Source organism: Acidovorax sp. GW101-3H11 (assembly GCF_001633105.1).
Classification (GTDB): Bacteria; Pseudomonadota; Gammaproteobacteria; order Burkholderiales; family Burkholderiaceae_C; genus Acidovorax.
This window is the reverse complement of sequence record NZ_LUKZ01000009.1, coordinates 1242196-1265008: the sequence shown is the minus strand read 5'-3', so window position 1 is coordinate 1265008 and position 22813 is coordinate 1242196. Positions and strand designations below refer to the sequence as shown.

Genomic DNA, 22813 nt, shown 5'->3' with positions numbered 1-22813 from the left:
CCAGGGCAGGCATCCCAGGCCCACAATGCACATACCCAATTGATAGATCTAGGTATAAATCCTGAGATTCTGGCGAAAATTAGTATGTGTATGGCTTTTCAAAGTATCAACTGAGCATCAGAGCATCGGTATCGTTCAGCCCATCAATGCCGTGATCCGACCGGCGTTGAATGGCAGATCCATACCAACTACGCAGGAGACGTTCCGATGCCCCGTTCCACCCGTCCACACACCCGCCTGGCCCTGGCCGCTGCTGCCCTGGCGGCATCGCTGTGCGGCGCCGCTGCGCATGCGCAGACCGAACTCGTGATTGCCACCGTGAACAACGGCCACATGATCGAGATGCAAAAGCTCAGCAAGAACTTCGAGCAGGCCCACCCCGACATCAAGCTCAAGTGGGTGACGCTCGAAGAAGGCGTGCTGCGCCAGCGCGTCACCACCGACATCGCCACCAAGGGCGGCCAGTTCGACGTGATGACCATCGGCATGTACGAAGCCCCCATCTGGGGCAAGAAGGGCTGGCTGCAGGAGCTCAAGACCGACGCCGCGTACGACGTGGACGACCTGCTGCCCGCCGTGCGCAACGGCCTGTCGATCGACGGCAAGCTGTTTGCAGCGCCGTTCTATGGCGAAAGCTCCATGCTCATGTACCGCAAGGACCTGGCCGACAAGGCCGGCGTGCAGGTGCCCGAGCGCCCCACCTGGCCGCAGATCAAGGACCTGGCCGCCAAGATCCACGACCCCAAGAACGGCGTGTACGGCATCTGCCTGCGCGGCAAGCCGGGCTGGGGCGACAACATGGCCTTCCTGTCCACGCTGGTCAACACCTTTGGCGGCCAGTGGTTCGATATGCAGTGGAAGCCGCAACTCGAATCCAAGCCCTGGAAGGAGGCGATCACCTTCTACGTGGACCTGCTCAAGAACTACGGCCCGCCCGGCTCGTCGGCCAACAGCTTCAACGAGATCCTGGCGCTGACCAACTCGGGCAAGTGCGGCATGTGGATCGACGCGACCATCGCCGCATCGTTCGTGAGCGATCCCAAGCAGTCCAAGGTGGCCGACCAGATGGCCTTTGCCCAGGCCCCCACCATGAACACGCCCAAGGGTGCCAACTGGCTGTGGTCCTGGAACCTGGCCATCCCGGCTGGTTCGAAGAAGGTGGACGCCGCGCAGAAATTCATCACCTGGTCCACCAGCAAGGAGTACGTGCAGCTCGTGGCCAAGACCAACGGCTGGGCCAACGTGCCCACCGGCACGCGCAAGAGCACCTATGCATCGCCCGAGTTCCAGAAGGCCGCCCGCTTTGCAGCTGCAGAGAAGGTCGCCATCGACTCGGCCAACCCGACCGATTCGACCCTGCCCAAGAGCCCGTACGTGGGCGTGCAGTTCGCAGCGATCCCGGAGTTCCAGGCCATCGGCATCGCGGTGGGGCAGCAGATGAGCGCCGCGCTGGCGGGCAAGACGACGGTGGATGCGGCGCTGAAGGCATCGCAGGTGTCGGCTGATCGTGAAATGAAAAAGGCGGGGTATTACAAGTAAGAGACCAGGTGTGGGGCCATGTGGAGACGCCGCGTGGATTTACCTGGCCCCTGCTGTCACTTGCTCACCGTTCGCCCTGAGCCTGTCGAAGGGCCGTTCGCACAGGACGCCCCGGCTTCGACAGGCTCAGCCCGAACGGTTTTTGGGGGACTTGTGGAGTTGCGGACTTCGCCGCCCATCGCCCATGCCACTGCCTGCCCTTTCTCCGCTGCATTTTTCCGCTGCTTTGACGGACTCTCCATGAACCGCCGCCTGCTCCCCCGCCTGCTGCTCACGCCAGCCATGGCCACGCTCTTCCTGTGGATGATCGTGCCGCTGGTGATGACGATCTACTTCTCGCTCATCCGCTACAACCTCATGCAGCCCGACCAGACGGGCTTTGCGGGGCTGGAGAACTTCGAGTTTTTCGTCACCGACCCCTCGTTCGGCACGGCGGTGGTCAACACCATCTTGCTGCTGGGCAGCGTGATCCTCATCACCGTGGTGCTGGGCGTGGCGATTGCGCTGCTCATCAACGAGCCGTTCCCGGGCCGGGGCATCGTGCGGGTGCTGCTGATCTCGCCGTTCTTCGTCATGCCCACGGTCAACGCACTGATGTGGAAGAACATGATGATGAACCCCATCTACGGCGTGCTCGCGCAGGTGTGGATCTTCTTTGGCGCGGCGCCGGTGGACTGGCTCACCGACCACCCGCTGTTCTCGGTCATCGTGATGGTGTCGTGGCAATGGCTGCCGTTCGCCACGCTGATCTTCATGACTGCGCTGCAGAGCATGAACCACGAGCAGCTCGAAGCCTCGCGCATGGACGGCGCCAACTACCTGCAGCAGCTGCGCTACCTGTACGTGCCGCACCTGGGTCGCTCGGTGGCCGTGGTGGTCATGATCGAACTCATCTTCTTGCTCAGCATCTTTGCCGAGATCTACACGACCACCGCCGGTGGGCCCGGCGATGCGAGCACCAACGTCACCTTCCTGATCTTCAAGCAGGCGCTGCTCAACTTCGATGCGGGCGTGGCCTCGGCCGGGGCACTGTTTGCGGTGGTGCTGGCCAATATCGCGGCCGTGTTCCTGATCCGCATGGTCGGCAAGAACCTCGACAAATAGGAGTGACCAATAAAACTCTTCTGGCGTCGTTGCTGCGTCTTGTCGTACTACCCGTACTGCCTGCGACGCAGCGCCTAGCCAGAACCGCTTCGCTGAGCTTTCTTGGTCCCTCCAAATCCATCAGTGCACAACAACACAGAACATCATGACCGTCCGACGCCGTTCCAACTTCCCGCTCGGCCTGCTGGCCCTGCGCACTGCGGCTGCCTGGGGCGTGGCCCTGCTGCTGTTCTTCCCGCTGGGGTGGCTGTTCCTCACCGCGTTCAAGACCGAGCTGCAGGCCATCGCCGTGCCACCGCTGTTCGTCTTCACGCCCACGCTGGAGAACTTTCACGAGGTGCAGGAGCGCAGCGACTACCTGCTGTACGCCAAGAACTCGGTCATCACCAGCGTGCTGTCCACTGTGCTGGGCCTGATGCTGGCCGCCCCTGCGGCCTATGCCATGGCCTTCTTCAAGGGCAAGTACACCAAGGACATCCTCATGTGGATGCTCTCCACCAAGATGATGCCCGCCGTGGGTGCGCTGGTGCCGATCTACGTGCTGGCGCAAAAGAGCCACCTGCTGGACACGCAGCTCGCGCTCATCATCGTGTTCGCGCTGTCCAACCTGCCCATCATGGTGTGGATGCTGTACTCGCACTTCAAGGACATCCCGCACGAGATCCTGGAGGCCGCGCGCATGGACGGCGCCACGCTGTGGCAGGAGGTGCGCCTGGTGCTGCTGCCGCTGGGCATGGGCGGCCTGGCATCCACCGGCCTCCTGTGCCTGGTGCTGTCGTGGAACGAAGCCTTCTGGAGCCTGAACCTCAGCGCCGCCAAGGCCGGCACGCTGGCCACGTTGATCGCGTCGTACTCCAGCCCTGAAGGCCTGTTCTGGGCCAAGCTGTCCGCCGCATCGCTGATGGCCATTGCACCCATCGTGGTGTTTGGCTGGTTTAGCCAGAAGCAGCTCGTCCAAGGTCTTACGTTCGGTGCGGTCAAGTAAAGCGCAGCGTTTATCTCCCAGTTTTCAAAGCATTCAGGAACCCGATTCCATGGCCTACCTTCAACTGCGCGGCATCGAAAAATTCTTCGGCGAGCACCGCGCCATCAAAGGCATCGACCTCACCATCCAGCAGGGCGAGTTCATCGTCTTCGTCGGCCCGTCGGGCTGCGGCAAATCCACGCTGCTGCGGCTGATCGCGGGGCTCGAAGCCATCGACGGCGGCTCGCTCATGCTCGACGGCCGCGACATCACCGACCAGCCGTCGAGCAAGCGCGACCTGGCCATGGTGTTCCAGAGCTACGCGCTGTACCCCCACATGAGCGTCTACGAGAACATGAGCTTCGCGCTCAAGCTCGCCAAGGTGGACAAGCAGGTGATCGACGAAAAAGTGCAGAACGCCGCCCGCATCCTCAACCTCACCCAGTACCTGCAGCGCACGCCCAAGGAACTGTCGGGCGGCCAGCGCCAGCGCGTGGCCATCGGCCGCGCCATCGTGCGCGCGCCCAAGGTGTTCCTGTTCGACGAGCCGCTGTCCAACCTCGACGCGGCGCTGCGCGGCCAGACGCGGGTGGAGATCGCCAAGCTGCACCGCGACCTGGGCGCCACCACCATCTACGTGACGCACGACCAGGTCGAAGCCATGACGCTGGCCGACCGCGTGGTGGTGCTGCGCGACGGCATCATCGAGCAGGTGGGCACGCCCCTGGAGCTGTACGACAAGCCCGCCAACCAGTTCGTGGCCCAGTTCATCGGCACACCACAGATGAACGTGGTGCCCGTGGACAAGCTGCCGCAGCCCGTGCAGCAGCAGGCGCCAGCCGCCCCCGCTGGTGCCGCCGTAGGCGCCATCGGCCTGCGCCCCGAGAACATCACGGTGCGAACCACCGGCGCCACGCCGGTGGGCGGCCAGGTGGACCTGATCGAAGCGCTGGGCGCCGAGACGCTGATCTACGTGACCACGCCTGGCGGGGCGCAGTTCGTCTCACGCCAGAACGACCGCACCGACCTGCGCGTAGGCGATGCCGTGAGCCTCGATATCGATGCATCGCAAGCGCACTGGTTCGACACGGCGGGCCGCGTCGTGGCGGGGCACGCGGCATGAGCGCCGCACGCAATCTGCAGGGGCAAGTGGCCGCCATCACCGGCGCGGCCTCGGGCATAGGCTTTGCCAGCGCCCAGACCATGGCCGACGCGGGCGCACGCGTAGTGCTGATCGACCGCGACGAGGCCGCACTGGCCAAGGCATGCGCAACGATCGGCCCGAACGCCTTGCCGCTGGTGCTCGACCTGCTCGATGCCCGACAGTGCGCCAGCCTGCTGCAGCGCACGCTGGCGCTCGCGGGGCAGCTCGACATCTTCCATGCCAACGCGGGCCTGTATGTGGGCGGCGATCTGGTGGATGCCGACCCCGATGCCATCGACCGCATGCTGAACCTGAACGTCAACGTGGTGATGAAGAACGTGCACAACGTGCTGCCGCACATGATCGAGCGCGGCACGGGCGACATCATCGTCACCAGCTCGCTGGCCGCGCATTTCCCTACGCCGTGGGAGCCTGTCTACGCATCGTCCAAATGGGCGGTCAACTGCTTCGTGCAGACCGTGCGCCGCCAGGTCTTCAAGCACGGCATCCGTGTGGGTTCGATCTCGCCCGGGCCCGTCATCACCTCGCTGCTGGCCGACTGGCCTGCGGAAAAACTCGCCGAGGCCAAGGCCAGCGGCAGCCTCATCGAGGCGGCCGAAGTGGCCGAGGTGGTGCTGTTCATGCTCACCCGTCCGCGCGGCATGACCATCCGCGACGTCGTGATGATGCCGACGAATTTCGACCTCTAGAACCCTGTCTTCACGCACCATGAATTTCATCCTGCACCTGGGCCTGGGCTCCTTCCACCGCGCGCACCAGGCCGTCTACATGCACCAGCTGCGCCAGCAAGGCAGCACGGACTGGGCCATCGCAGGCGGCAACCTGCGCCCCGACATGGCCGACACCATTGCAGCCCTGCAGGCGCAGGGCGGGCGCTACACGCTCGAAACTGTCACGCCCCAGGGCGAGCGTAGCTACACCGTCATCGAATCGATCCAGCGCGTGATCCCGTACCAGGACGACCTGGCTCCGCTGATCGCCGCCGGTGCCGATCCGGCCACGCGCATCATCAGCTTCACCGTGACCGAGGCGGGCTACTACCTCGACGCCGCGAACCAGCTCGACTGGGCCACCTTTGCCGACCTGCGCGCCGACCTTGCGACGGTGCAGGCAGGGCAGGCGGGCCACACCATCTACGGCGGCCTGGCCAGCATCCTGCGTGCGCGCATGCGGGCGGGCGCGGGCCCGGTCACGCTGATGAACTGCGACAACCTGCGCCACAACGGCGACCGCTCGCGCGGCGGGCTGCTGCAGTTCATCGACGCACTGGGCGATGCGCCGCTGAAAGGCTGGGTGGAGCAGAACACCACCAGCCCCAACGCCATGGTGGACCGCATCACGCCGCGCCCCACGCCCGACGTGGCCGAGCGGGTAAAGACTGCGACCGGTTGGGATGACAAGGCGGCCCTGATGGGCGAGAGCTTTATCCAGTGGGTCATTGAAGACGACTTCATCGCAGGCCGCCCCGCGTGGGAAAAGGTCGGAGTCGAGATGGTGCAGTCGGTGCAGGCGCACGAAGAGGCCAAGATCCGCCTGCTCAACGCCACCCACAGCTGCATTGCCTGGGCGGGCACGCTCGCGGGCTACCAATACATCCACGAAGGCACGCACGATGCCGCCATCCGCCAGATGGCCCACGACTACGTCACCGACGACGCGATCCCCGTCCTGCTGCCGTGCCCCATCGACCTGGAGGCCTACCGCGACGTGGTGCTGGACCGCTTCGGCAACCCCGCCATCGCGGACACCAACCAGCGCGTGGCCATGGACGCGTTCTCCAAGATTCCCGGCATGATCGCGCCCACCATCCGCGACAAGCTGGCGCGCAATCAACCTTTCGACAGCGTGGCCGTGTTGCCCGCGCTGTTCCTGGCCTACCTGCAGCGCTGGCATGCCGGGCAGATCCCCTACACCTACCAGGACCAGGCCATGGACCCTGCCGTGGCCCATGCCATCTGCGAGGCTGCCGATCCGGTGGCGGCCTACGCAGCCGACACGACCCTGTGGGGCGAGATGGCCAGCCACCCCCGGCTGGTGGACACCTTGCGCAAAGCCTACGCCCGCGTGCTGGCCTTTGTGGCGCAGCGGACAAGCGCCTGATGCTGGTGTAACTTCAGCCCACCACCGCCATGACCGTGAAAACGCCCACCGCCCCGCGCCAGACCAAGCCTGAGCTGGAGCACGACTATGTGCGCTCGCCCGCGCTGGGCTACGAGTCGCCAGACACTGCGGGCTTTATCCGCTGCCTGGCCCACGGGTTTCCCACGCCACTGGCGCGCTGGCACTACCACGACGAGTACGAGCTGCACCTCATCACGGCTACCTCGGGCAAGGTGTTTGTGGGCGACTGGATCGGGCAATTCCAGCCCGGCCACCTGGTGCTGACCGGCCCGCGTCTGCCGCACAACTGGATCAGCATGGACCTGCCCGAAGGCGGCGTGCCATTGCGCGATTTGGTGATCCAGTTCTCGCACGCGCCGCTGGTGGCCAGCAGCGAAAGCATTCCCGAGCTGCGCGAGGTGCTGCCCCTGCTGGAGCGCGCGCGCCACGGCATCGAGTTCTTCGGCATGGAGTCGCAGGCCCAGGAACACTGGCACCGCATCAAGGCGCGCCAGGGCCTGGCCCGGTTCGGCGCGTTCTGCGAATTCTTGAGCGACCTGGCCCGCTGCACCGACTTTCGCCTGCTGTCGAGCACGCAGCTGCAAAGCGAGGACAACGACGCCCAGCTCGACCAGATCAACGCCATCGTGAGCCGCATCACCGACCACCTGGCCGACCCCCTGGCCGCCGCCGACCTGGCGCAGGAGCTGGGCATGACCGAGAGCCGCTTCTCGCGCTTCTTCCGGCGCGCCACGGGCAACACCTTCACCGACTTCGTGAACCTGGTGCGCGTGAACCGCGCGTGCCAGCTGCTCATGGAGTCCGACCGCTACATCACCCACATCGCGTACGACGTGGGCTTCAACAACATGGCCAACTTCAACCGCCGCTTCCTGGACATCAAGGGCATGACGCCCAGCGAATTTCGCAAGCAGGGGGCGGGGAGATTTGGCAAGGTGTGACGTGTCCCCGTGCCGTGGGCTGACCCTGCGGGGCCGAGCGCTGGCCTGCGGGCACTGCTCCCGTCCCTACCGTTCGGGCTGAGCCTGTCGAAGCCAGGGCGCACCACCCGCGTTGACCCGTTTCACCCGCGCAGCAGCCTACTGACCCAACCAAGCATCCATGTACCTCGGAATCGATTTGGGCACCTCGGGTGTCAAGCTCCTGCTGCTGAATGGCGCGCAAACTCTGGTCGCCACGGCCGATGCGGCCGTGCCCCAGCACCGCCCCCAGCCCACCTGGAGCGAACAGAACCCCGCCGACTGGATGGCCGCCGTGGAAGCCGCCGTGGCGCAGCTGCGCGCCCAGGCCCCCGCCGCGTGGGCACAAGTGCGGGGCATCGGCCTCTCGGGCCACATGCATGGCGCCGTGGTGCTGGGCGCGCAGGGCCATGTGCTGCGCCCGGCCATCTTGTGGAACGACGGCCGCGCCAGCGCCGAATGTGCACAGCTGGAAGATGCAGTGCCCACATCACGCCAGATCACCGGCAACCTCGCCATGCCCGGCTTCACCGCCCCCAAGCTGCTGTGGCTGCGCACGCACGAGCCTGCCGTGTTTGCGCAGGTCCGCACCGTGCTGCTTCCCAAGGACTGGCTCCGCCTGCAGCTCACCGGCGATGCGGTGAGCGACATGTCCGACGCATCGGGCACGCTGTGGCTGGACGTGCAGGCGCGCACCTGGAGTCCGGCCATGCTGCAGGCCTGCGGGCTTGACGTGTCGCACATGCCCAAGCTGGCCGAGGGCAGCGCGCCCACCGGCACGCTGCGCAGCGACGTAGCGCGCCGTTGGGGGCTCGGGGAGGGCGTGGTCGTGGCGGCAGGTGCAGGCGACAACGCTGCCAGTGCCGTGGGTGTGGGCGCCCGCACTGCGGGACAGGGCTTTGTGTCGCTGGGCACATCGGGCGTGGTCTTTCGCGTGACGGACGCTTTTGCGCCCGCCACCGAGCGCGCCGTGCACGCCTTTGCCCACGCACTGCCGCAGCGCTGGCACCACATGTCGGTGATGCTCAGCGCGGCGAGCGCGTTTGGCTGGGTTACACGGCTCACGGGGCGCAGTGACGAGGCGCAACTGTCCGACGCCGTGGGTGCCCTCAGTACCAGCCGCCAGGCGCAGGCCCCGCTGTTTTTGCCCTACCTGAGTGGCGAGCGCACGCCGCACAACAACGCGGCTGCCACCGGCGTGTTCATGGGCCTGCGGGCCGAGCACGAAGCGGCGGACCTGGCCTATGCCGTGATGGAAGGCGTGGGCTTTGGCCTGCTGGATGGTCTCAACGCGATGCGCGCTGCAGGGGCAGGGCAGGGCAGGGCTGCGGGTGAGGCGGTTGGTTCGACCACCCCCGTTCAGGCTGAGCTTGTCGAAGCCCGTACAGCACCAGGCGCCACCGACAGCGCCCTGGCTTTGGTCGGTGGTGGCGCCCGCAGCAACCCCTGGGCACAGCTGTTGGCCAGCGCTTTGGGCACCCCACTGCAGCGCCCGCAGGGCGCACATGCAGCCGCCGCCCTGGGCGCGGCCCGCTTGGCGGCCATGGCCTGCGGTGGTGACGAAGCCCACTGGTGCCAGCCCTTGCCTGCCGATGCCACCTTCATGCCGCAGCCTGCACAACAAGCCCTGCTGGCCGAGCGGTATGCCCGCTTTGTCGCGCTGTACCCCGCGCTGCAATCGCAGTTCTGACGCGCTGCCTGCTTCCCCCCAAGCCACAATGACTTCTGCACCCAACACCTCTACCGCTACAGCGCCCATCCACGCAGCCATCGCAGGCGAGGCCCTCATCGACCTCATCCGCCGCCCCGATGGCAGCTACCTGCCGTGCCTGGGTGGCGCGCTCTACAACCTGTGCCGCGCGCTGGCCCGGCAGGGTGTGGGCACGCAGTACCTCACCCCCTTGTCGCGCGACCGCTTTGGCCGCGAGCTGGCGGCGCAACTGGTGGCCGACGGCGTGGTGCTGGCCCAGCCCGAGCCCGTGCAGCAAGTCACATCCCTCGCCGTGGTCAACCTCGATGCACACGGCCACCCCGACTACGCTTTCTACCGCGAAGGCGTGGCAGACCGTGCCGTGTCTGCAGCAGGTCTGGGCGATAGCTGCACCGCCTTGCCCGCGCTGCAGCTGGTCTGCACCGGCGCCCTGGCGCTCGACGCGCGCGACACCGCCATCTACCTGCCGTGGCTGGCCGCCCAGCGCGCCGCAGGCTGTTGCGTGGTGGTCGATGCCAACCTGCGCCCCTCGGTCATGCCCGACTTGGCGGCCTACCGCACCGCCGTGCACGCCGCGCTGGCCCACGCCCACATCATCAAGGCCAGCGACGAAGACCTGGAGCACCTGGCCGTGCCGGGTGGGGATGCCTTGGCCCGCGCACAGCACCTGCTCGCTGCCCACCCACAGGCGCACCTGCTGGCGCTGACGCTGGGCGCTGCAGGCGCGTGGCTGCTGCACCGCAACGGCGCACAGTGCTTTGCCAAAGAGGCCCAGCCGCTGCCAGTGGTGGACACCGTGGGTGCGGGCGACAGCTTTCTGGCGGGGCTGCTGGCGCATCTGCTGCGGCAGTCGCAGGCCGCCGAGCTTGCGAGTTTTGCGCAGTTTGTGGACGGGCTGACGGCCGACGCCTGCCAGCAGGCGCTGCGCCATGCGCTGGCCAGCGCCAGCCTGTGTGTGATGGAGCAGGGCTGTGTGCCGCCAGCGTGGGAGGCCGCCCAGGCCCGGGCGCTGGCACGGTAGCGCTCAGCCGTGCCGAGGGTTGAAGCGCCAGCCTGGGGATCCTCTGCACGAATCCGCAGATGCACACGGCGCGGTGATTCGTGCAGAGGATCCCTAGGGCAAACCCTGGAGTTGACCCCTTGGCGACAGGGGGCGGTAGGGCCGCTGCAGAACCATGCAGAGTCCACTATCGTAGAAAGATGTCGCCATGATGAATCTTGCTTTGCCTGTGCGTCGAACGGTCCTGCGTTGTCTGGTGGCGCCGCTGTTGGGCCTGGCCGCCTGGAGCCTGGGCGCCCAGGCGCTGCCCACTGCGGCGCCGGAAACCGAGGGCATGTCACCCGCCCGTCTTGCGCGGATCGGGACCTGGCTGCAAGGCGAAATTGATGCCCGTCGCGTCCCGGGATCGGTGGTGATGGTGGTGCGCAACGGCAAGCTCGTCTACAGCGATGTGCGAGGCCGGCAGGACCCCGCGGCGCCGGCCGCCATGGCGCGTGACAGCATGTTTCGCATCTACTCGATGACCAAGCCCATGGTCTCTGTGGCGACGCTCATGCTGGTGGAGGAGGGGAAGCTCACGCTGGAAACGCCCGTGGCGCGTTACATCCCGGCGTTTGCCGCGACACGGGTCGGCGTGGAACGCACCGACGCCTCGGGCGCCAAGACCCTGGTGCAGGAGCCGCAGCGGCGTCCGATGACGGTGCAGGATCTGCTGCGCCATACCTCGGGGCTCACCTATGGCTTTTTTGGAGAGTCGCTGGTCAAGAAAGCCTATCTGGATGCGGGCGTCGGCTTGGGCGCTGACATGACCAATGAGGAGTTCGCCAACAAACTGGCCAGTTTGCCCTTGCACTTTCAGCCCGGCAGCACCTGGGACTACAGCTATTCCACGGATGTGCTGGGCCGGGTGCTGGAGGTGGTGGAGGGCAAGCCCTTGTTCGCCGTGCTCAAGGACCGCCTGCTGGACCCTCTGGGCATGGTCGATACCGCGTTCTATGTCACCGATCCGGCGCGTCAGGCCCGCATTGCCGAGCCGTTTGCCGAGGACCGTGTGATTGGTGCCGGTGCCACCGTGGGCAACCCGCGTGTCGCGCAAAAATTCGAGTCAGGCGGGGGCGGACTGGTGTCCACCGCCGACGATTACGTGCGTTTTCTGAGCATGCTGCGCAATGGCGGCACCTTCAATGGCAAGCGTTTCCTGAGCCCCAAGACGCTGGAGTACATGACAAGCGACCACCTCGGCACTTCTGTGGCCCGGACGCCGCTGTACCTGCCAGGCGCGGGACATGGTTTCGGCTTGGGCTTTGCAGTACGCACCGCAACGGGCGAATCGCCGTGGATCACGCCCGCCGGCGACTACTGGTGGGGCGGTGCGGGTGGGACCTATTTCTGGGTCGATCCGAAGTCTGACCTGTTCGTTGTGTTCATGATGCAGTCGCCCAAGCAGCGCACCGTGTACCGCTCGGTGCTTCGCAATCTGGTCTACGCGGCAGTGGAGCGCTAGCCCGCGACCCCGGCGCGGGCGCGGCGGGCCGCCTCAGCCGGGGTGACCCAGCACACGTCCCGGGTTCATGACGCCCTGCGGGTCGAGCGCCTGCTTGATGGCGCGCATCATGCCCAGCGCCACGGGCGATTGGTACTTGGCGAGCTTGTCGGCCTTGAGTTCGCCGATGCCGTGTTCGGCCGAGAATGAGCCGCCGAATTCGGCCACCGCTTCGTACACGAGATGGTTCACCCGTGCTTCCTGCTCGCGCAGGAAGGCCTTGGGGTCGCCTGCTGCCGGCGCCTGCACGTTGTAGTGCAGGTTGCCGTCGCCCAGGTGCCCGAAGTTGACCAGGCGCACCCCCGGGATCTCGCGCTGCAGCACCGCGTCGGTGTGCGCCACGAAGGCCGGAATGCGCGAGATCTGGATGGAGATGTCGTGCTTGATGTTCAGGCCCTCTTCGGCCTGGGCCAGCGGAATGCTCTCGCGGATGTGCCACAGCTGGTGGGCCTGCGTGAGGTTCTCGGCCACCACGGCGTCGGTCACGCAGCCCATTTCAAACGCGGTTTCCAGCAGCGATTCAAACCGTGCGCGCGCGTGTTCTTCGGATTCGCTGTCGGAGTTTTCGAGCAGCACGCACCAGGGCGCGTTGTCGTCGCCCAGGAAGGGCACGCGCAGCTGCGGCATGTGCTTGCCCACCAGGCTCAGCGCAAACTGGCCCATCACTTCAAAGCCCGTGAGGCCCGCGCCCAGCTGCTTGTGCGCCAGGCCCAGCAGCGCCACGGCGTGCTCCATGGATGGCGCCGCAGCCCATGCCGTGAGGTTGGCAGCGGGCTGGGGGTAGAGCTTCATCGTGGCGGCGGTGATGATGCCCAGCGTGCCTTCGCTGCCGATGAACAGGTCGCGCAGGTCGTAGCCGGTGTTGTCCTTGCGCAGGCCCTTGAGGCCGTCCCACACCTCACCCTGGGCGGTGACGACTTCCAGGCCCAGGCACAGGTCGCGCGCATTGCCGTAGCGCACCACCTGTGTGCCGCCCGCGTTGGTGCCCAGGTTACCGCCAATGGTGCAGCTGCCCTCGGCCGCAAGGCTCAGGGGGAAGAGCACGCCCGCGTTCTGCGCCACGTCCTGCAGGTTTTGCAGGATGCAGCCTGCTTCCACCGTCATCGTCAGGTTGTCGGTGTCCACGCTGCGCACCGCGTTCATGCGCGTGAGGCTCAGCACGATCTGCGTGCCGCTGTCATCGGGCGTGGAGCCCACGGCCAAGCCCGTGTTGCCGCCCTGGGGCACGATGGCTGTACCCACCGCCGCGCAGGCCTTGACCACGGCGGCCACTTCCTGCGTGTTGGCGGGGCGCACCACGGCCAGGGCCTTGCCGCGCACGCGGCGGCGCCAGTCCTGTTCCCAGGCGGTGAGGTCGCCCTCGGTGATCACATGGGTGGGGCCAACGATGGCGCGCAGGGTGTCAAGCAAAGTGGTCATGGGCAAAGGGGGGCAGTGCGTTGAAAAGGGCAGGGCGGGGATTGCACAGGGCTCGTCAGGGGGCGGGGGCAGCTGCGCTGGCCTCTGCAGCGGCTGCGGCCGCCTTGGCGTTGCGCTGGCGCAGCCGCACATGCAGCGTGCAGGCCGTGAACAGCACCAGGCACAGCGCCACTTCGGCCCAGGCCAGCCATTGCGATGGCGGCTTGTCGCTCCAGCCGCGCACCACGCCTTCGGTGAAATACAGCCAGATCACCAGGCTCACCCAGCGGTAGGTGTACATGCGGTTCTTGAGGATGCCCGCCAGCGGAATGCACAGCGGCAGGGCCTTGATGGCCAGCCAGGTACCGCCGGGGCGCAAGGGGGCCAGCACCAGCTCCCAGGCCAGGCACAGAACAATCAGGGCCAGCAGGCTGCCGGTGGCCACCCAGCGGGTGGCGGCGACGCCGTTGTCGGATGGTGTGAGAGGGGACGCGGGGGCAGAAGGGGATGCAGTCATTGGGGTGGCATCATATCGGCCATGCCTTTTTCCATACAGACAGTCGCGTCGCGCACCGAAGCGTTGATCAATGAGCTGTCGCACTTCCCGTGGAAGACCACGGCCCAGACACTGCGCGAACGCTTTCGTGAGGACCACCTGGGGCTCACGGCCAGCAGCCTGACCTTCACCACCATCCTGGCGCTGGTGCCATTTTTTACCGTGGCGCTGGCGGTGTTCACCGCGTTCCCCATCTTCGGCAAGCTGCAGGATGCGCTGCAGGGCTGGCTGGTCAGCAGCCTGGTGCCCGACAGCATCTCGCGGCAGGTGATTGGTTACCTGAACCAGTTTGCCTCCAAGGCCAGCGGCCTGGGGGTGGCGGGCTTCAGCATCCTGCTGGCCACGGCGCTGGCGCTGATCCTCACCATCGACCGCACGCTCAACGACATCTGGCGCGTGCAGCGCCTGCGCCCACTGGGGCAGCGGGTGTTGATCTACTGGGCGGCCATCACGCTGGGCCCGCTGCTGATGGGTGCCAGCCTGGCGCTCACCTCGTATGTGATGTCGGCCTCGGGCGGGCTGGTCAAGCGCTTGCCTGATGGGGTGCAGCTGCTGTTCGACTCGATCCAGTTTGTGGTGCTGGCGGGGGGCATGGCGTCGCTGTACCACTATGTCCCCAACACGCCGGTGAAGTGGCGCCATGCCTGGACGGGCGGGCTGTTTGTGGCCGTGTGCATCGAGCTGGCCAAGAAGGTGCTGGCGCTGTACCTGGGCAAGGTGCCCACCTATTCGGTGGTGTACGGCGCGTTTGCCACGCTGCCCATCCTGCTGGTGTGGATCTATGTGGCCTGGGTCATCGTGCTGCTGGGGGCCGTGGTCACCGCCTACCTGCCCAGCCTGCTGGCGGGCGTGGCGCGGCGCGGCACGGTGGCGGGCTGGACGTTCCAGCTTGCCATCGAGGTGCTGCAGGAGCTGCACCGCGCGCGCAGCCAGCCCATGAAAGGCCTGCGCCCCAGCCAGCTCGCGCAGTTGCTGCGCGTGGACGTGCTGCAGCTCGAACCCGTGCTCGAAGCCCTGACGGCGCTCGACTGGGCGGGCGAGGTGGCCGATGCCGCAGTGAGCGCCTCGGATGTGCCCGAGCCGCGCTACGTGCTGCTGGCCGATCCGGCTCGCACGCCGCTGGCGCCCCTGGTGCAGAAACTGTTGCTGGAGCGCGCCCAGAGCCTGGCCCCGCTGTGGCAGCGCGCGGGCCTGGAGACGCTGCGCATGGCCGATGTGCTGGAGAGCGCCGCGCAGGCCGGATGAACTGCTGCTGCGCTTTGATTGCTATAAAATATGTAGCTATAAGCGCATGATGGACGCGCGGTAGCGGCCATTTTTGCTTGAATTTTCAGATCAGAACGGCACCTTGCCCGTCCAGATGTCCTTGTACATCACCCAGTCGCCCATGAAGCTGTAGAGCGGGCGCTTGAAGCTGGCGGGCTTGTTCTTCTCAAAGCCGAAGTGCCCCACCCAGGCAAAGCCATAGCCGCAGAGCAGGCCATACAGCAGGTACTGCGGCTTGCCCGTGGCCACCAGCATGGCCAGGCAGACCAGGGTGAGCGTGGAGCCCACGAAGTGCAGGCGCCTGCAGGTGCGGTTGCTGTGCTCGCCCAGATAGAAGGGGTAGAACTCCGCGAAGCTCTTGAAGCTGCGCGGATCGGTGGCGGTGTGGGGGGCGCTGATGTCCATCGTTGTCTCCTGGTGGGCGGTCTGCCTGTGATCTATGGTGATCCTTGGGCCATCTGTGCGTGGCCTTGCTTGTGCGCAAACTCCCGGGGGGCTGCGCCGCTGCCAGACGATTTATACGCCCAAGCCCGAGACAATGCTGTGCCGCGATGGACAGGGGTTGCTGCGGCTCGTGCTTGAACAGGTTCTGCCACCATGGCCATGATGACTTCTGCTGAATCCTCCACCAATCCATCTTCCCCAGCCCCCGCCCCCGCCGTGGGCCGTGAACACGCCATCGACGCGCTGCGCGGCTTTGCGCTGCTGGGCATCCTCATGGTCAACGCGGGCAGTTTTGCATCCACCTACTTTGGCGTGGGCGTGGTGGACCCAGCCTTCTCCCGGCCCGTGGACCATGCCGTGCGCTGGTGGGTGAGCTTCATCTTCGAGACCAAGTTCTACCTGCTGTTCTCGCTGCTGTTCGGCTACAGCTTTGCGCTGCAGATGGATTCGGCAGCGCGCTCCGGCAACGCCTTTGTGCCGCGTTTTCTGCGCCGCCTGCTGGGCCTTTTGCTGCTGGGGCTTGCGCATGCCTGGTTGCTGTTCGCGGGCGACATTCTTGTCACCTATGCACTGCTGGGCGTGCTGCTGCTGGCCTGGCGCGGGCTGAAACCCATGGCGGCCACGGTGCTGGCCCTGGCCCTGCTGGGCATGGTGGCCGGGGGTTGGGGCCTGCTGGCCTGGCTGGTGGCGCATGTGCCGCCCATCGAGGTACCGGTGGCCGAGCTGCATGCCAAGGCGCAGCAGGCCGCACAGGCCTACCGCGCGAGCGCACTGGATGCCATCGCCCAGCGTGGGCGCGACATGGCCGAAGGCGTGTGGTTTGTGCTGGTGTTTGTGCAGGGGCCCTGCGCGCTGGCCATGTTCCTGCTGGGGCTGGCGGCCCACCGCTCGGGCTACCTGGCCCGGGTGGCGCAGCAACCAGCGCGCCTGCGGCGGTGGATGGTGCGCTGCCTGCCTGTGGGAGGGGCGGGGGCCTTGTTCTATGCCACGGCGCAGGTGGGCACCAGCAGCGTGCAGCAGCCCGAGCATGTGGTGCTGGCTGCGCTGGCGGTGGACCTGGCCACGGCGCCGTTTCTCACCGTCGGCTATGTGGCGCTGTTGCTGTGGCTGCTGCAGCATGGCACCGGGGGCCCGCGCCTGGGCGCGGCGCTGGAGCCTGCGGGGCGCATGGCGCTGTCCAACTACCTGCTGCAGTCGCTGGTGGGGGCGACGGTTTTCACGGCCTATGGCTTTGCGCTGGTGGGCCAGGTGGCACCCTGGCTGGTGGTGCTGGGGGTGTTCGCGTTGTATGGCGCCCAGTTGGTGTGGAGCCGCCGCTGGATGGCCACACACGCCTACGGACCGGTGGAGTGGTGGCTGCGGGCCTTCACGCTCTGGCAGTGGCCAGCGTGGCGGCGCCCCGCGCCCTGACCACAGGCCAGGGCGCAGGCGGCGTGTTGCTCAGCGGGCCAGAAAGTCGCGCAGCGCGAACAGCGTTTCTTCCGGCGCTTCGGTCATCTGGTGGTGGCCCACGGGCAGGCTCGCGATCGACACCGATTGGCCTGCAGCGCGGGCTGCGTTGACCAGGCCTTGCGCGGCCTTCGGGGGCGTCATCTGGTCCTGCGCGCCCAGCGCAAACAGCACCGGGCAGGTGAGTTGCGCCATGGCGGCTTCGCCACCGGCGTAGCTGTCGCAGGCCACGAAACCCCGGTGGAACACGTTGACGGCCGGGTTGCTGCGCAGCACCCGGCGGCCCAGCGCCATGCCCGTGCCAAACACCCAAGTGCCGGGCCCCAGGGCCGACGGGGGCGCGGCCAGTGTGTTGCGCGAGAACACGTTGACCATGCGCAGGGCCTTTTCGGGGTCGCTCTGCGAGGCCTCGATGAGCGCGGGCGACACCTTCATCGGGAAGGCCGTGCCCACCAGCACCAGGTGGCTGACGCGGTCCTTGAGCCGTGCGGCGGCTTCCATCGCAATGAGCGAGCCCCAGCTGTGGCCCACCAGGGCTGCGCGCTGCACGCCCGCAGCGTCGAGCAACGCGCCGATGAAGTCGGCCGCCTGCTCCACCGTGGCGGGCGCATCGCCACCACTGCGGCAGTGGCCCGGCAGGTCGATGGCCAGCACGTTCCAGCCATGGTTGGCCATGTAGCGGCTTTGCAGGGCCCACACGCTGTGGTCGTTGAGCACGCCGTGGATGAACACCACCGTGGGCTTGGCGGCATCGAAGGCCTTGCCACCGGTGTAGCAATAGATGGATGCTCCGTTGACTTGGAGGTGCATGGTCAGGCCCCCGCTTTCTCTGCAGCTTTCAGTGCACGCTTGAGGTCGTCAATCAGGTCGTCGGCGTCTTCGAGCCCGATCGACAGGCGGATCGTGCCCTGCGTGATGCCCGCGCCCGCCAGCGCTTCGTCGCTCATGCGGAAATGTGTGGTGCTGGCCGGGTGGATCACCAGGCTGCGGCAGTCGCCCACGTTGGCCAGATGGCTGAAGACCTTGAGCGTTTCGATGAACTTCTTGCCCTGCTCGCGGTTGCCCTTGAGGTCAAAGCTGAACACCGAGCCCGCACCGCGCGGCAGCAGCTTTTGCGCGAGCGCGTGGCTGGGGTGAGACTCCAGCATGGGGTGGCCCACGCGCGACACAAAGGGCTGCGCCGCCAGAAACTCCACCACCTTCTCTGTGTTGCGCATGTGCTGCGCCATGCGCAGCGGCAGGGTCTCGATGCCTTGCAGGATGAGCCAGGCCGTGTGCGGGCTCATGCAGGCGCCAAAGTCGCGCAGGCCCTCGCGCCGCGCACGCAGCAGAAAGGCGCCCACGGTGCTTTCTTCGGTGAAGACCATGTTGTGGAAGCCGTCGTAAGGCTGCGTCAGCTCGGCAAACTTGCCGGCGGACTTTGGCCCGTCCCAGTCAAAGCTGCCGCCGTCCACCACGATGCCGCCCACAACGGTGCCGTGGCCCGAAAGGAACTTGGTGGCCGAGTGGTAGACCAGGTCTGCGCCATGTTCAAACGGCTTGATGAGCCATGGGGAGGTGAGGGTGGAGTCCACCAGCAGCGGCACGCCCGCTTCGTGCGCAATGGACGACACGGTGGGGATGTCCAGTACATCCAGACCGGGGTTGCCCACGGTTTCGCCAAAGAAGAGCTTGGTGTTGGGGCGCACCGCAGCGCGCCAGGCGTCGATGTCGCCCGGTTTCACAAAAGTAGTCTCAATGCCGAAGCGCGAGAGCGTGTAGTGCAGCAGGTTCTGCGAACCGCCATACAGCGCCGTGCTGGCCACGATGTGGCTGCCCGCGCCCATGATCGTGGCAATCGCCAGATGCAGCGCGGCCTGACCGCTGGCGGTGGCGATGGCGCCCACGCCGCCTTCCAGGGCGGCCACGCGCTGCTCCAGCACCGCGTTGGTTGGGTTGCTGATGCGGCTGTACACATGGCCGCCGCGCTCCAGGTTGAAGAGGGACGCTGCGTGGTCGCTCGACTCGAAGACGAACGAGGTGGTCAGGTGGATGGGCGTGGCGCGTGCGCCGGTGGCGGGGTCGGGGCTCGCGCCTGCGTGCAGGGCCAGCGTGTCAAAGCCGGGGTCGGAATAACCGGGCATCTTGTGTCTCCCATGTTGTCAATGCAGGCGGGCATTGTGGGCTATATTTGGTAGCAAATTGTCTACGGCGCCCGCCGCGCGGCGTGGCCCCCTCTCTCTTCCTGCTCTCCCGGAGACTCCGCACCATGAAAGTCAGCGACATCCTTCGCGTCAAAGGCAACACCTTGTACACCGCCTCGCCGGACGAGCCGCTGGCAGGCGCCGTGGCCCTGATGGCCGAGCGCGACATCGGTTCGCTGGTGGTCATGGAGCATGGCGACCTGGTGGGCATGCTCACTTTCCGCGAAGTGATCCAGGCCGTGGTGAAAAACGGCGGCGGCGTGGGCACGATGCTGGTGCGCACCGCTATGGACGACGCGCCTTTGACCTGCACCCTGGAAACCGACATGGACGAAGTGCGCCGCATGATGCTGGACCGCCACGCGCGCTACATGCCGGTGATGGACCGCCGCATGCTTATGGGTGTGATCAGCTTCTACGACGTGGCCAAGGCTGTGGTGGACAGCCAGAACTTCGAGAACAAGATGCTCAAGGCCTATATCCGCGATTGGCCTGAGGAAGAGTCATCCAAGGGCGACGTGAATACACCCTGAACATCTTCCGCTCTCGGGCCGCGTGCTTGACAGGCTGTTGTTGCGAGAGGGCGTGGCCTCTGATCACCGTGGTTTGTGGATGCGCACGACTTCGCGTGTCCAGCTGTTGTCCCGGGTCGCTCCATTGGCCACACTGACTTTGGCCCGGCGGACATACTTTGCGATGGTTCCACGGCTATCCACCCAATAGGTCAGCTTGCCGGACAGGCCTCGGTATGACCGTAAGCTGGCTTCAATGCGGTAGGCGTACATCGTGCCTGCGGGAACGGTAATTTCTTCGTAGGCAACCACCCTCATGTCCTGCTCTACCCAGCCCACGTCGCCGATCGGCGTGGGAATGTGCTTGGGCATGGTTTCTTGCGATCGGCTGACCCAGCGCTTGCCAATCTGAAACTCATCGGCGGGCAGCGACTGGATGGGGGGATCGAATTCGATGCCGATGTCATTGCGAATGGTGCCACCCGCCAGCGTCACGATCTGCTGGCCGTTGTTGATTTCGATAATGCCATCCTTGATTGATGTAACGCGCAGGGTTTCTCGGCGTGTCTCCAGGTTGGTGAGGTAGTCGCGGTAGACCTGCTCAATCTCATCGCCGACCTGTACATCCCGCTGCACGGAGTGGCGCCCATGCACAGGCGTTGCCGTGACCAAGGGCTTGGAGAGTTGGTCCAGACGGCTCTGCACTGCTTCACTGATGGCGCTGCTGGGATAGGCCTGCAAGAACGCATAGAAGTCGTCAGGATTGCGTGACGCTTTGATGCGGTCCCACTCTGCCTTCTCGCGCAGGAATCTTTGGTCCAGTTCTGCGGGCTTGGGCTTCGGTGGTGGTGCCATCGGCACTGTGGCGCCCGGGCTTCTGCCATCGTTGAAGACAAAGTCCTCCTCCAGGCTGGTGCTTTCCCAGGGAATCTGGCTGCCCCGGCTCTTTTGCCGCACCTGCAGCCGCACGCGCTTGAAGACATCCTCGATGCGGGAGACGGGTTTTGCCAGTTCCTGCAGCAGGTAGCCGGTGTACAGGCCGTTGCTGCCTTCGCCATCGTCTGCGGTGTTGCCCGGGGCCGTAGCGTAGGCAAGAAAAGTCCCAGGCACAGCGTCGATCTGCGCCAACCCTTTGGCCGACGCTGTGCCGTCGAAGGGGTTGTTTCGGCAGGCGTCGAGTACCAGGATGTTGACGCGGTTGCCAGCCTCTTTGAAGGCATTGATCACAGCGTCCACATCCACGGCCTGTGCCACCACATCGTTCTGGCTTTTGGGGTGCGCATCCACGGGCACCATGTAGTTGCGCCAGTTGATCTGGAGTCCATGGCCTGCGTAGTACAGCATGCCGACCCCGTTCTTGCCTTGCAGCCGCTTGCGGGCGTCGTCAATGGCTTCGGTCATCTGGCCACGCGATCCATCGCGCAGTTCCAGGACCTGAAAGCCCAGCTTGCGCAATTGCTCCGACATCGCCTTGGCGTCATTGGCGGGGTTCGAGAGCGCTGCGTTGCCGGGGTAGGCGGAGTTACCGATGACCAGTGCAATCCGGATGTCGAGGGGCGCATTGGCCTGCGCAGAAGCGGCCAGCGCCCCCAGGGCCACCAGCGCGCGTGACAGAAACCGTTGTACACGTTGCGATGCTGCAAAGACTTGAATCACTGGCGGTCCCTCCACACGCGTTTCTATGGGCCCTTTCAACAGGCTGTTGGCCACTATATCGAGATCGAAACCACCCGCCAATTGGAAAAAGCGCACGCCAGACGCTGGCGGATTCCGTGTGTCTGGAATAATCCCGACCCATGAGCGGCAACACCATCGGTACCCTATTCGCAGTCACCAACTTTGGTGAATCCCACGGCCCGGCCATTGGCTGCGTGATCGACGGCTGCCCGCCGGGCATGCTGCTGTCCGAGGCCGACATCCAGGCCGACCTGGACCGGCGCCGCCCTGGCACCAGCCGCCACGTCACGCAGCGCAACGAGCCTGACGCGGTGGAGATCCTCTCTGGCGTGTACGAGGGCAAGACCACCGGCACCCCCATCGCCCTGCTGATCCGCAACACCGACCAGCGCAGCAAAGACTACAGCAACATCGCCGAGAGCTTCCGCCCCGGCCATGCCGACTACACCTATTGGCACAAGTACGGCATCCGCGACCCGCGCGGCGGCGGTCGTTCCTCGGCCCGCCTGACGGCACCCACGGTGGCCGCAGGCGCCGTGGCTAAGAAGTGGCTGGCCCAGCAGTATGGCGCCCAGTTCCGCGCCTGCATGACGCAGCTGGGCGAGCTGCCCATCCCGTTCGAGAGCTGGGACCATGTGCGCAGCAACCCCTTCTTCGCCCCCGTGGCCGACGTGCAGCAGTACGAGGACTACATGGACGCCCTGCGCAAGGCCGGGGATTCGTGCGGCGCCCGCATCCGGGTGCAGGCCACCGGCGTGCCGGTGGGCCTGGGCGAGCCGCTGTATGACAAGCTCGACGCCGACATTGCCCACGCCATGATGGGCCTGAACGCGGTCAAGGGCGTGGAGATTGGCGCAGGCTTTGCCAGCGTGGCCCACCGGGGCACGATGCACGGCGACTCGATGACGCCCCAGGGCTTTCGCACCAACAACGCCGGTGGCGTGCTGGGCGGCATCAGCACGGGGCAGGACCTGGAGGTGAGCATTGCGATCAAGCCCACCAGCTCCATCATCAGCCCGCGCGAGTCCATCGACATCCACGGCCAGAGCACCGAGGTGATCACCAAGGGCCGCCACGACCCGTGTGTGGGCATCCGCGCCGCGCCGATTGCCGAAGCGCTGCTGGCGCTGGTGGTGATGGAGCACGCGCTGCGCCACCGTGCCCAGTGCGGCGATGTGGTGCCGCCCGTGCCGCCGATCCAGGCCTCCTTTCTGTAATCCCC

20 protein-coding genes are annotated in these 22813 nt (G+C 66.1%); 14 read left to right on the top strand and 6 right to left on the bottom strand.

The features are described 5' to 3' along the window. Positions 1-207: 207 nt before the first annotated feature. The 10 genes from A1D30_RS11785 to A1D30_RS11740 all read left to right on the top strand — a co-directional run bounded on the left by A1D30_RS11785 (position 208) and on the right by A1D30_RS11740 (position 12067). Positions 208-1539: a sugar ABC transporter substrate-binding protein gene (locus A1D30_RS11785; protein WP_063460793.1), complete on the top strand. Its 1332-nt coding sequence runs from the start codon at positions 208-210 to the stop codon at positions 1537-1539. 240 nt (positions 1540-1779) lie between these two features. Next, complete coding sequence (locus tag A1D30_RS11780) at positions 1780-2643, top strand: sugar ABC transporter permease (protein ID WP_063460792.1); 864 nt, start codon at positions 1780-1782, stop codon at positions 2641-2643. Positions 2644-2788: 145 nt separating this feature from the next. Further along, positions 2789-3628, top strand: a complete 840-nt coding sequence (locus A1D30_RS11775) for a carbohydrate ABC transporter permease (RefSeq protein WP_063460791.1) — start codon at positions 2789-2791, stop codon at positions 3626-3628. 49 nt (positions 3629-3677) lie between these two features. Then, positions 3678-4730 carry an ABC transporter ATP-binding protein gene (locus A1D30_RS11770; protein WP_063460790.1) on the top strand — a complete coding sequence of 351 codons (1053 nt, stop codon included), beginning with the start codon at positions 3678-3680 and terminating at the stop codon, positions 4728-4730. After that, positions 4727-5461, top strand: coding sequence for an SDR family oxidoreductase (locus A1D30_RS11765; protein WP_063460789.1), 735 nt, complete (start codon positions 4727-4729; stop codon positions 5459-5461). The genes A1D30_RS11770 and A1D30_RS11765 overlap by 4 nt, the downstream gene beginning before the upstream one ends. A 19-nt stretch (positions 5462-5480) precedes the next feature. Further along, positions 5481-6872 carry a D-arabinitol 4-dehydrogenase gene (dalD, locus tag A1D30_RS11760; RefSeq protein ID WP_063460788.1) on the top strand — a complete coding sequence of 464 codons (1392 nt, stop codon included), beginning with the start codon at positions 5481-5483 and terminating at the stop codon, positions 6870-6872. A 29-nt stretch (positions 6873-6901) separates the two neighbouring features. Continuing rightward, the gene (locus A1D30_RS11755) at positions 6902-7834 is read left to right on the top strand and encodes an AraC family transcriptional regulator (RefSeq protein ID WP_063460787.1); all 933 of its coding nucleotides are present in this window, start codon (positions 6902-6904) and stop codon (positions 7832-7834) included. 160 nt (positions 7835-7994) lie between these two features. Further along, positions 7995-9542 carry a xylulokinase gene (xylB, locus tag A1D30_RS11750; protein WP_063460786.1) on the top strand — a complete coding sequence of 516 codons (1548 nt, stop codon included), beginning with the start codon at positions 7995-7997 and terminating at the stop codon, positions 9540-9542. Positions 9543-9570: 28 nt separating this feature from the next. Next, on the top strand, positions 9571-10584 hold the full coding sequence (locus tag A1D30_RS11745; protein ID WP_063460785.1) for a PfkB family carbohydrate kinase: 1014 nt from the start codon (positions 9571-9573) through the stop codon (positions 10582-10584). A gap of 187 nt (positions 10585-10771) precedes the next feature. Beyond that, on the top strand, positions 10772-12067 hold the full coding sequence (locus tag A1D30_RS11740; RefSeq protein WP_242421860.1) for a serine hydrolase domain-containing protein: 1296 nt from the start codon (positions 10772-10774) through the stop codon (positions 12065-12067). 33 nt (positions 12068-12100) lie between these two features. Here A1D30_RS11740 and A1D30_RS11735 read toward each other — a convergent pair whose 3' ends face one another. Together A1D30_RS11735 and A1D30_RS11730 are read right to left on the bottom strand one after the other, a co-directional pair. Further along, positions 12101-13525 (bottom strand): FAD-binding oxidoreductase, encoded by a 1425-nt coding sequence (locus A1D30_RS11735; protein ID WP_063460784.1) that lies wholly within the window; start codon positions 13523-13525, stop codon positions 12101-12103. Between the two features lie 55 nt (positions 13526-13580). Then, positions 13581-14021: a DUF2069 domain-containing protein gene (locus A1D30_RS11730; protein WP_063460783.1), complete on the bottom strand. Its 441-nt coding sequence runs from the start codon at positions 14019-14021 to the stop codon at positions 13581-13583. A gap of 21 nt (positions 14022-14042) precedes the next feature. Between A1D30_RS11730 and A1D30_RS11725 the strand changes: the two genes are divergently transcribed. Further along, positions 14043-15305: a YihY family inner membrane protein gene (locus A1D30_RS11725; RefSeq protein ID WP_063460782.1), complete on the top strand. Its 1263-nt coding sequence runs from the start codon at positions 14043-14045 to the stop codon at positions 15303-15305. A 90-nt stretch (positions 15306-15395) separates the two neighbouring features. Here A1D30_RS11725 and A1D30_RS11720 read toward each other — a convergent pair whose 3' ends face one another. Then, a complete protein-coding gene (locus tag A1D30_RS11720) occupies positions 15396-15731 on the bottom strand; it encodes an Mpo1-like protein (RefSeq protein ID WP_063460781.1) in 336 nt (111 codons plus the stop codon). A 192-nt stretch (positions 15732-15923) separates the two neighbouring features. Between A1D30_RS11720 and A1D30_RS11715 the strand changes: the two genes are divergently transcribed. After that, positions 15924-17180 carry a DUF418 domain-containing protein gene (locus A1D30_RS11715; protein WP_082836410.1) on the top strand — a complete coding sequence of 419 codons (1257 nt, stop codon included), beginning with the start codon at positions 15924-15926 and terminating at the stop codon, positions 17178-17180. 30 nt (positions 17181-17210) lie between these two features. Here A1D30_RS11715 and A1D30_RS11710 read toward each other — a convergent pair whose 3' ends face one another. Together A1D30_RS11710 and A1D30_RS11705 are read right to left on the bottom strand one after the other, a co-directional pair. Beyond that, positions 17211-18029 carry an alpha/beta hydrolase gene (locus A1D30_RS11710; RefSeq protein WP_063460779.1) on the bottom strand — a complete coding sequence of 273 codons (819 nt, stop codon included), beginning with the start codon at positions 18027-18029 and terminating at the stop codon, positions 17211-17213. Positions 18030-18031: 2 nt separating this feature from the next. Next, positions 18032-19342 carry an O-acetylhomoserine aminocarboxypropyltransferase gene (locus A1D30_RS11705; RefSeq protein WP_063460778.1) on the bottom strand — a complete coding sequence of 437 codons (1311 nt, stop codon included), beginning with the start codon at positions 19340-19342 and terminating at the stop codon, positions 18032-18034. A gap of 125 nt (positions 19343-19467) precedes the next feature. On the opposite strand from A1D30_RS11705, the gene A1D30_RS11700 reads away from it, so the two are divergent. Further along, on the top strand, positions 19468-19935 hold the full coding sequence (locus A1D30_RS11700; protein WP_063460777.1) for a CBS domain-containing protein: 468 nt from the start codon (positions 19468-19470) through the stop codon (positions 19933-19935). A 63-nt stretch (positions 19936-19998) separates the two neighbouring features. Here A1D30_RS11700 and A1D30_RS11695 read toward each other — a convergent pair whose 3' ends face one another. Continuing rightward, on the bottom strand, positions 19999-21666 hold the full coding sequence (locus A1D30_RS11695) for a caspase family protein (protein ID WP_157891326.1): 1668 nt from the start codon (positions 21664-21666) through the stop codon (positions 19999-20001). A 44-nt stretch (positions 21667-21710) separates the two neighbouring features. Between A1D30_RS11695 and aroC the strand changes: the two genes are divergently transcribed. Continuing rightward, entirely contained in the window at positions 21711-22808 is a 1098-nt protein-coding gene (gene aroC / locus A1D30_RS11690) for a chorismate synthase (protein ID WP_063460775.1), read from the top strand. Positions 22809-22813: the final 5 nt, after the last annotated feature.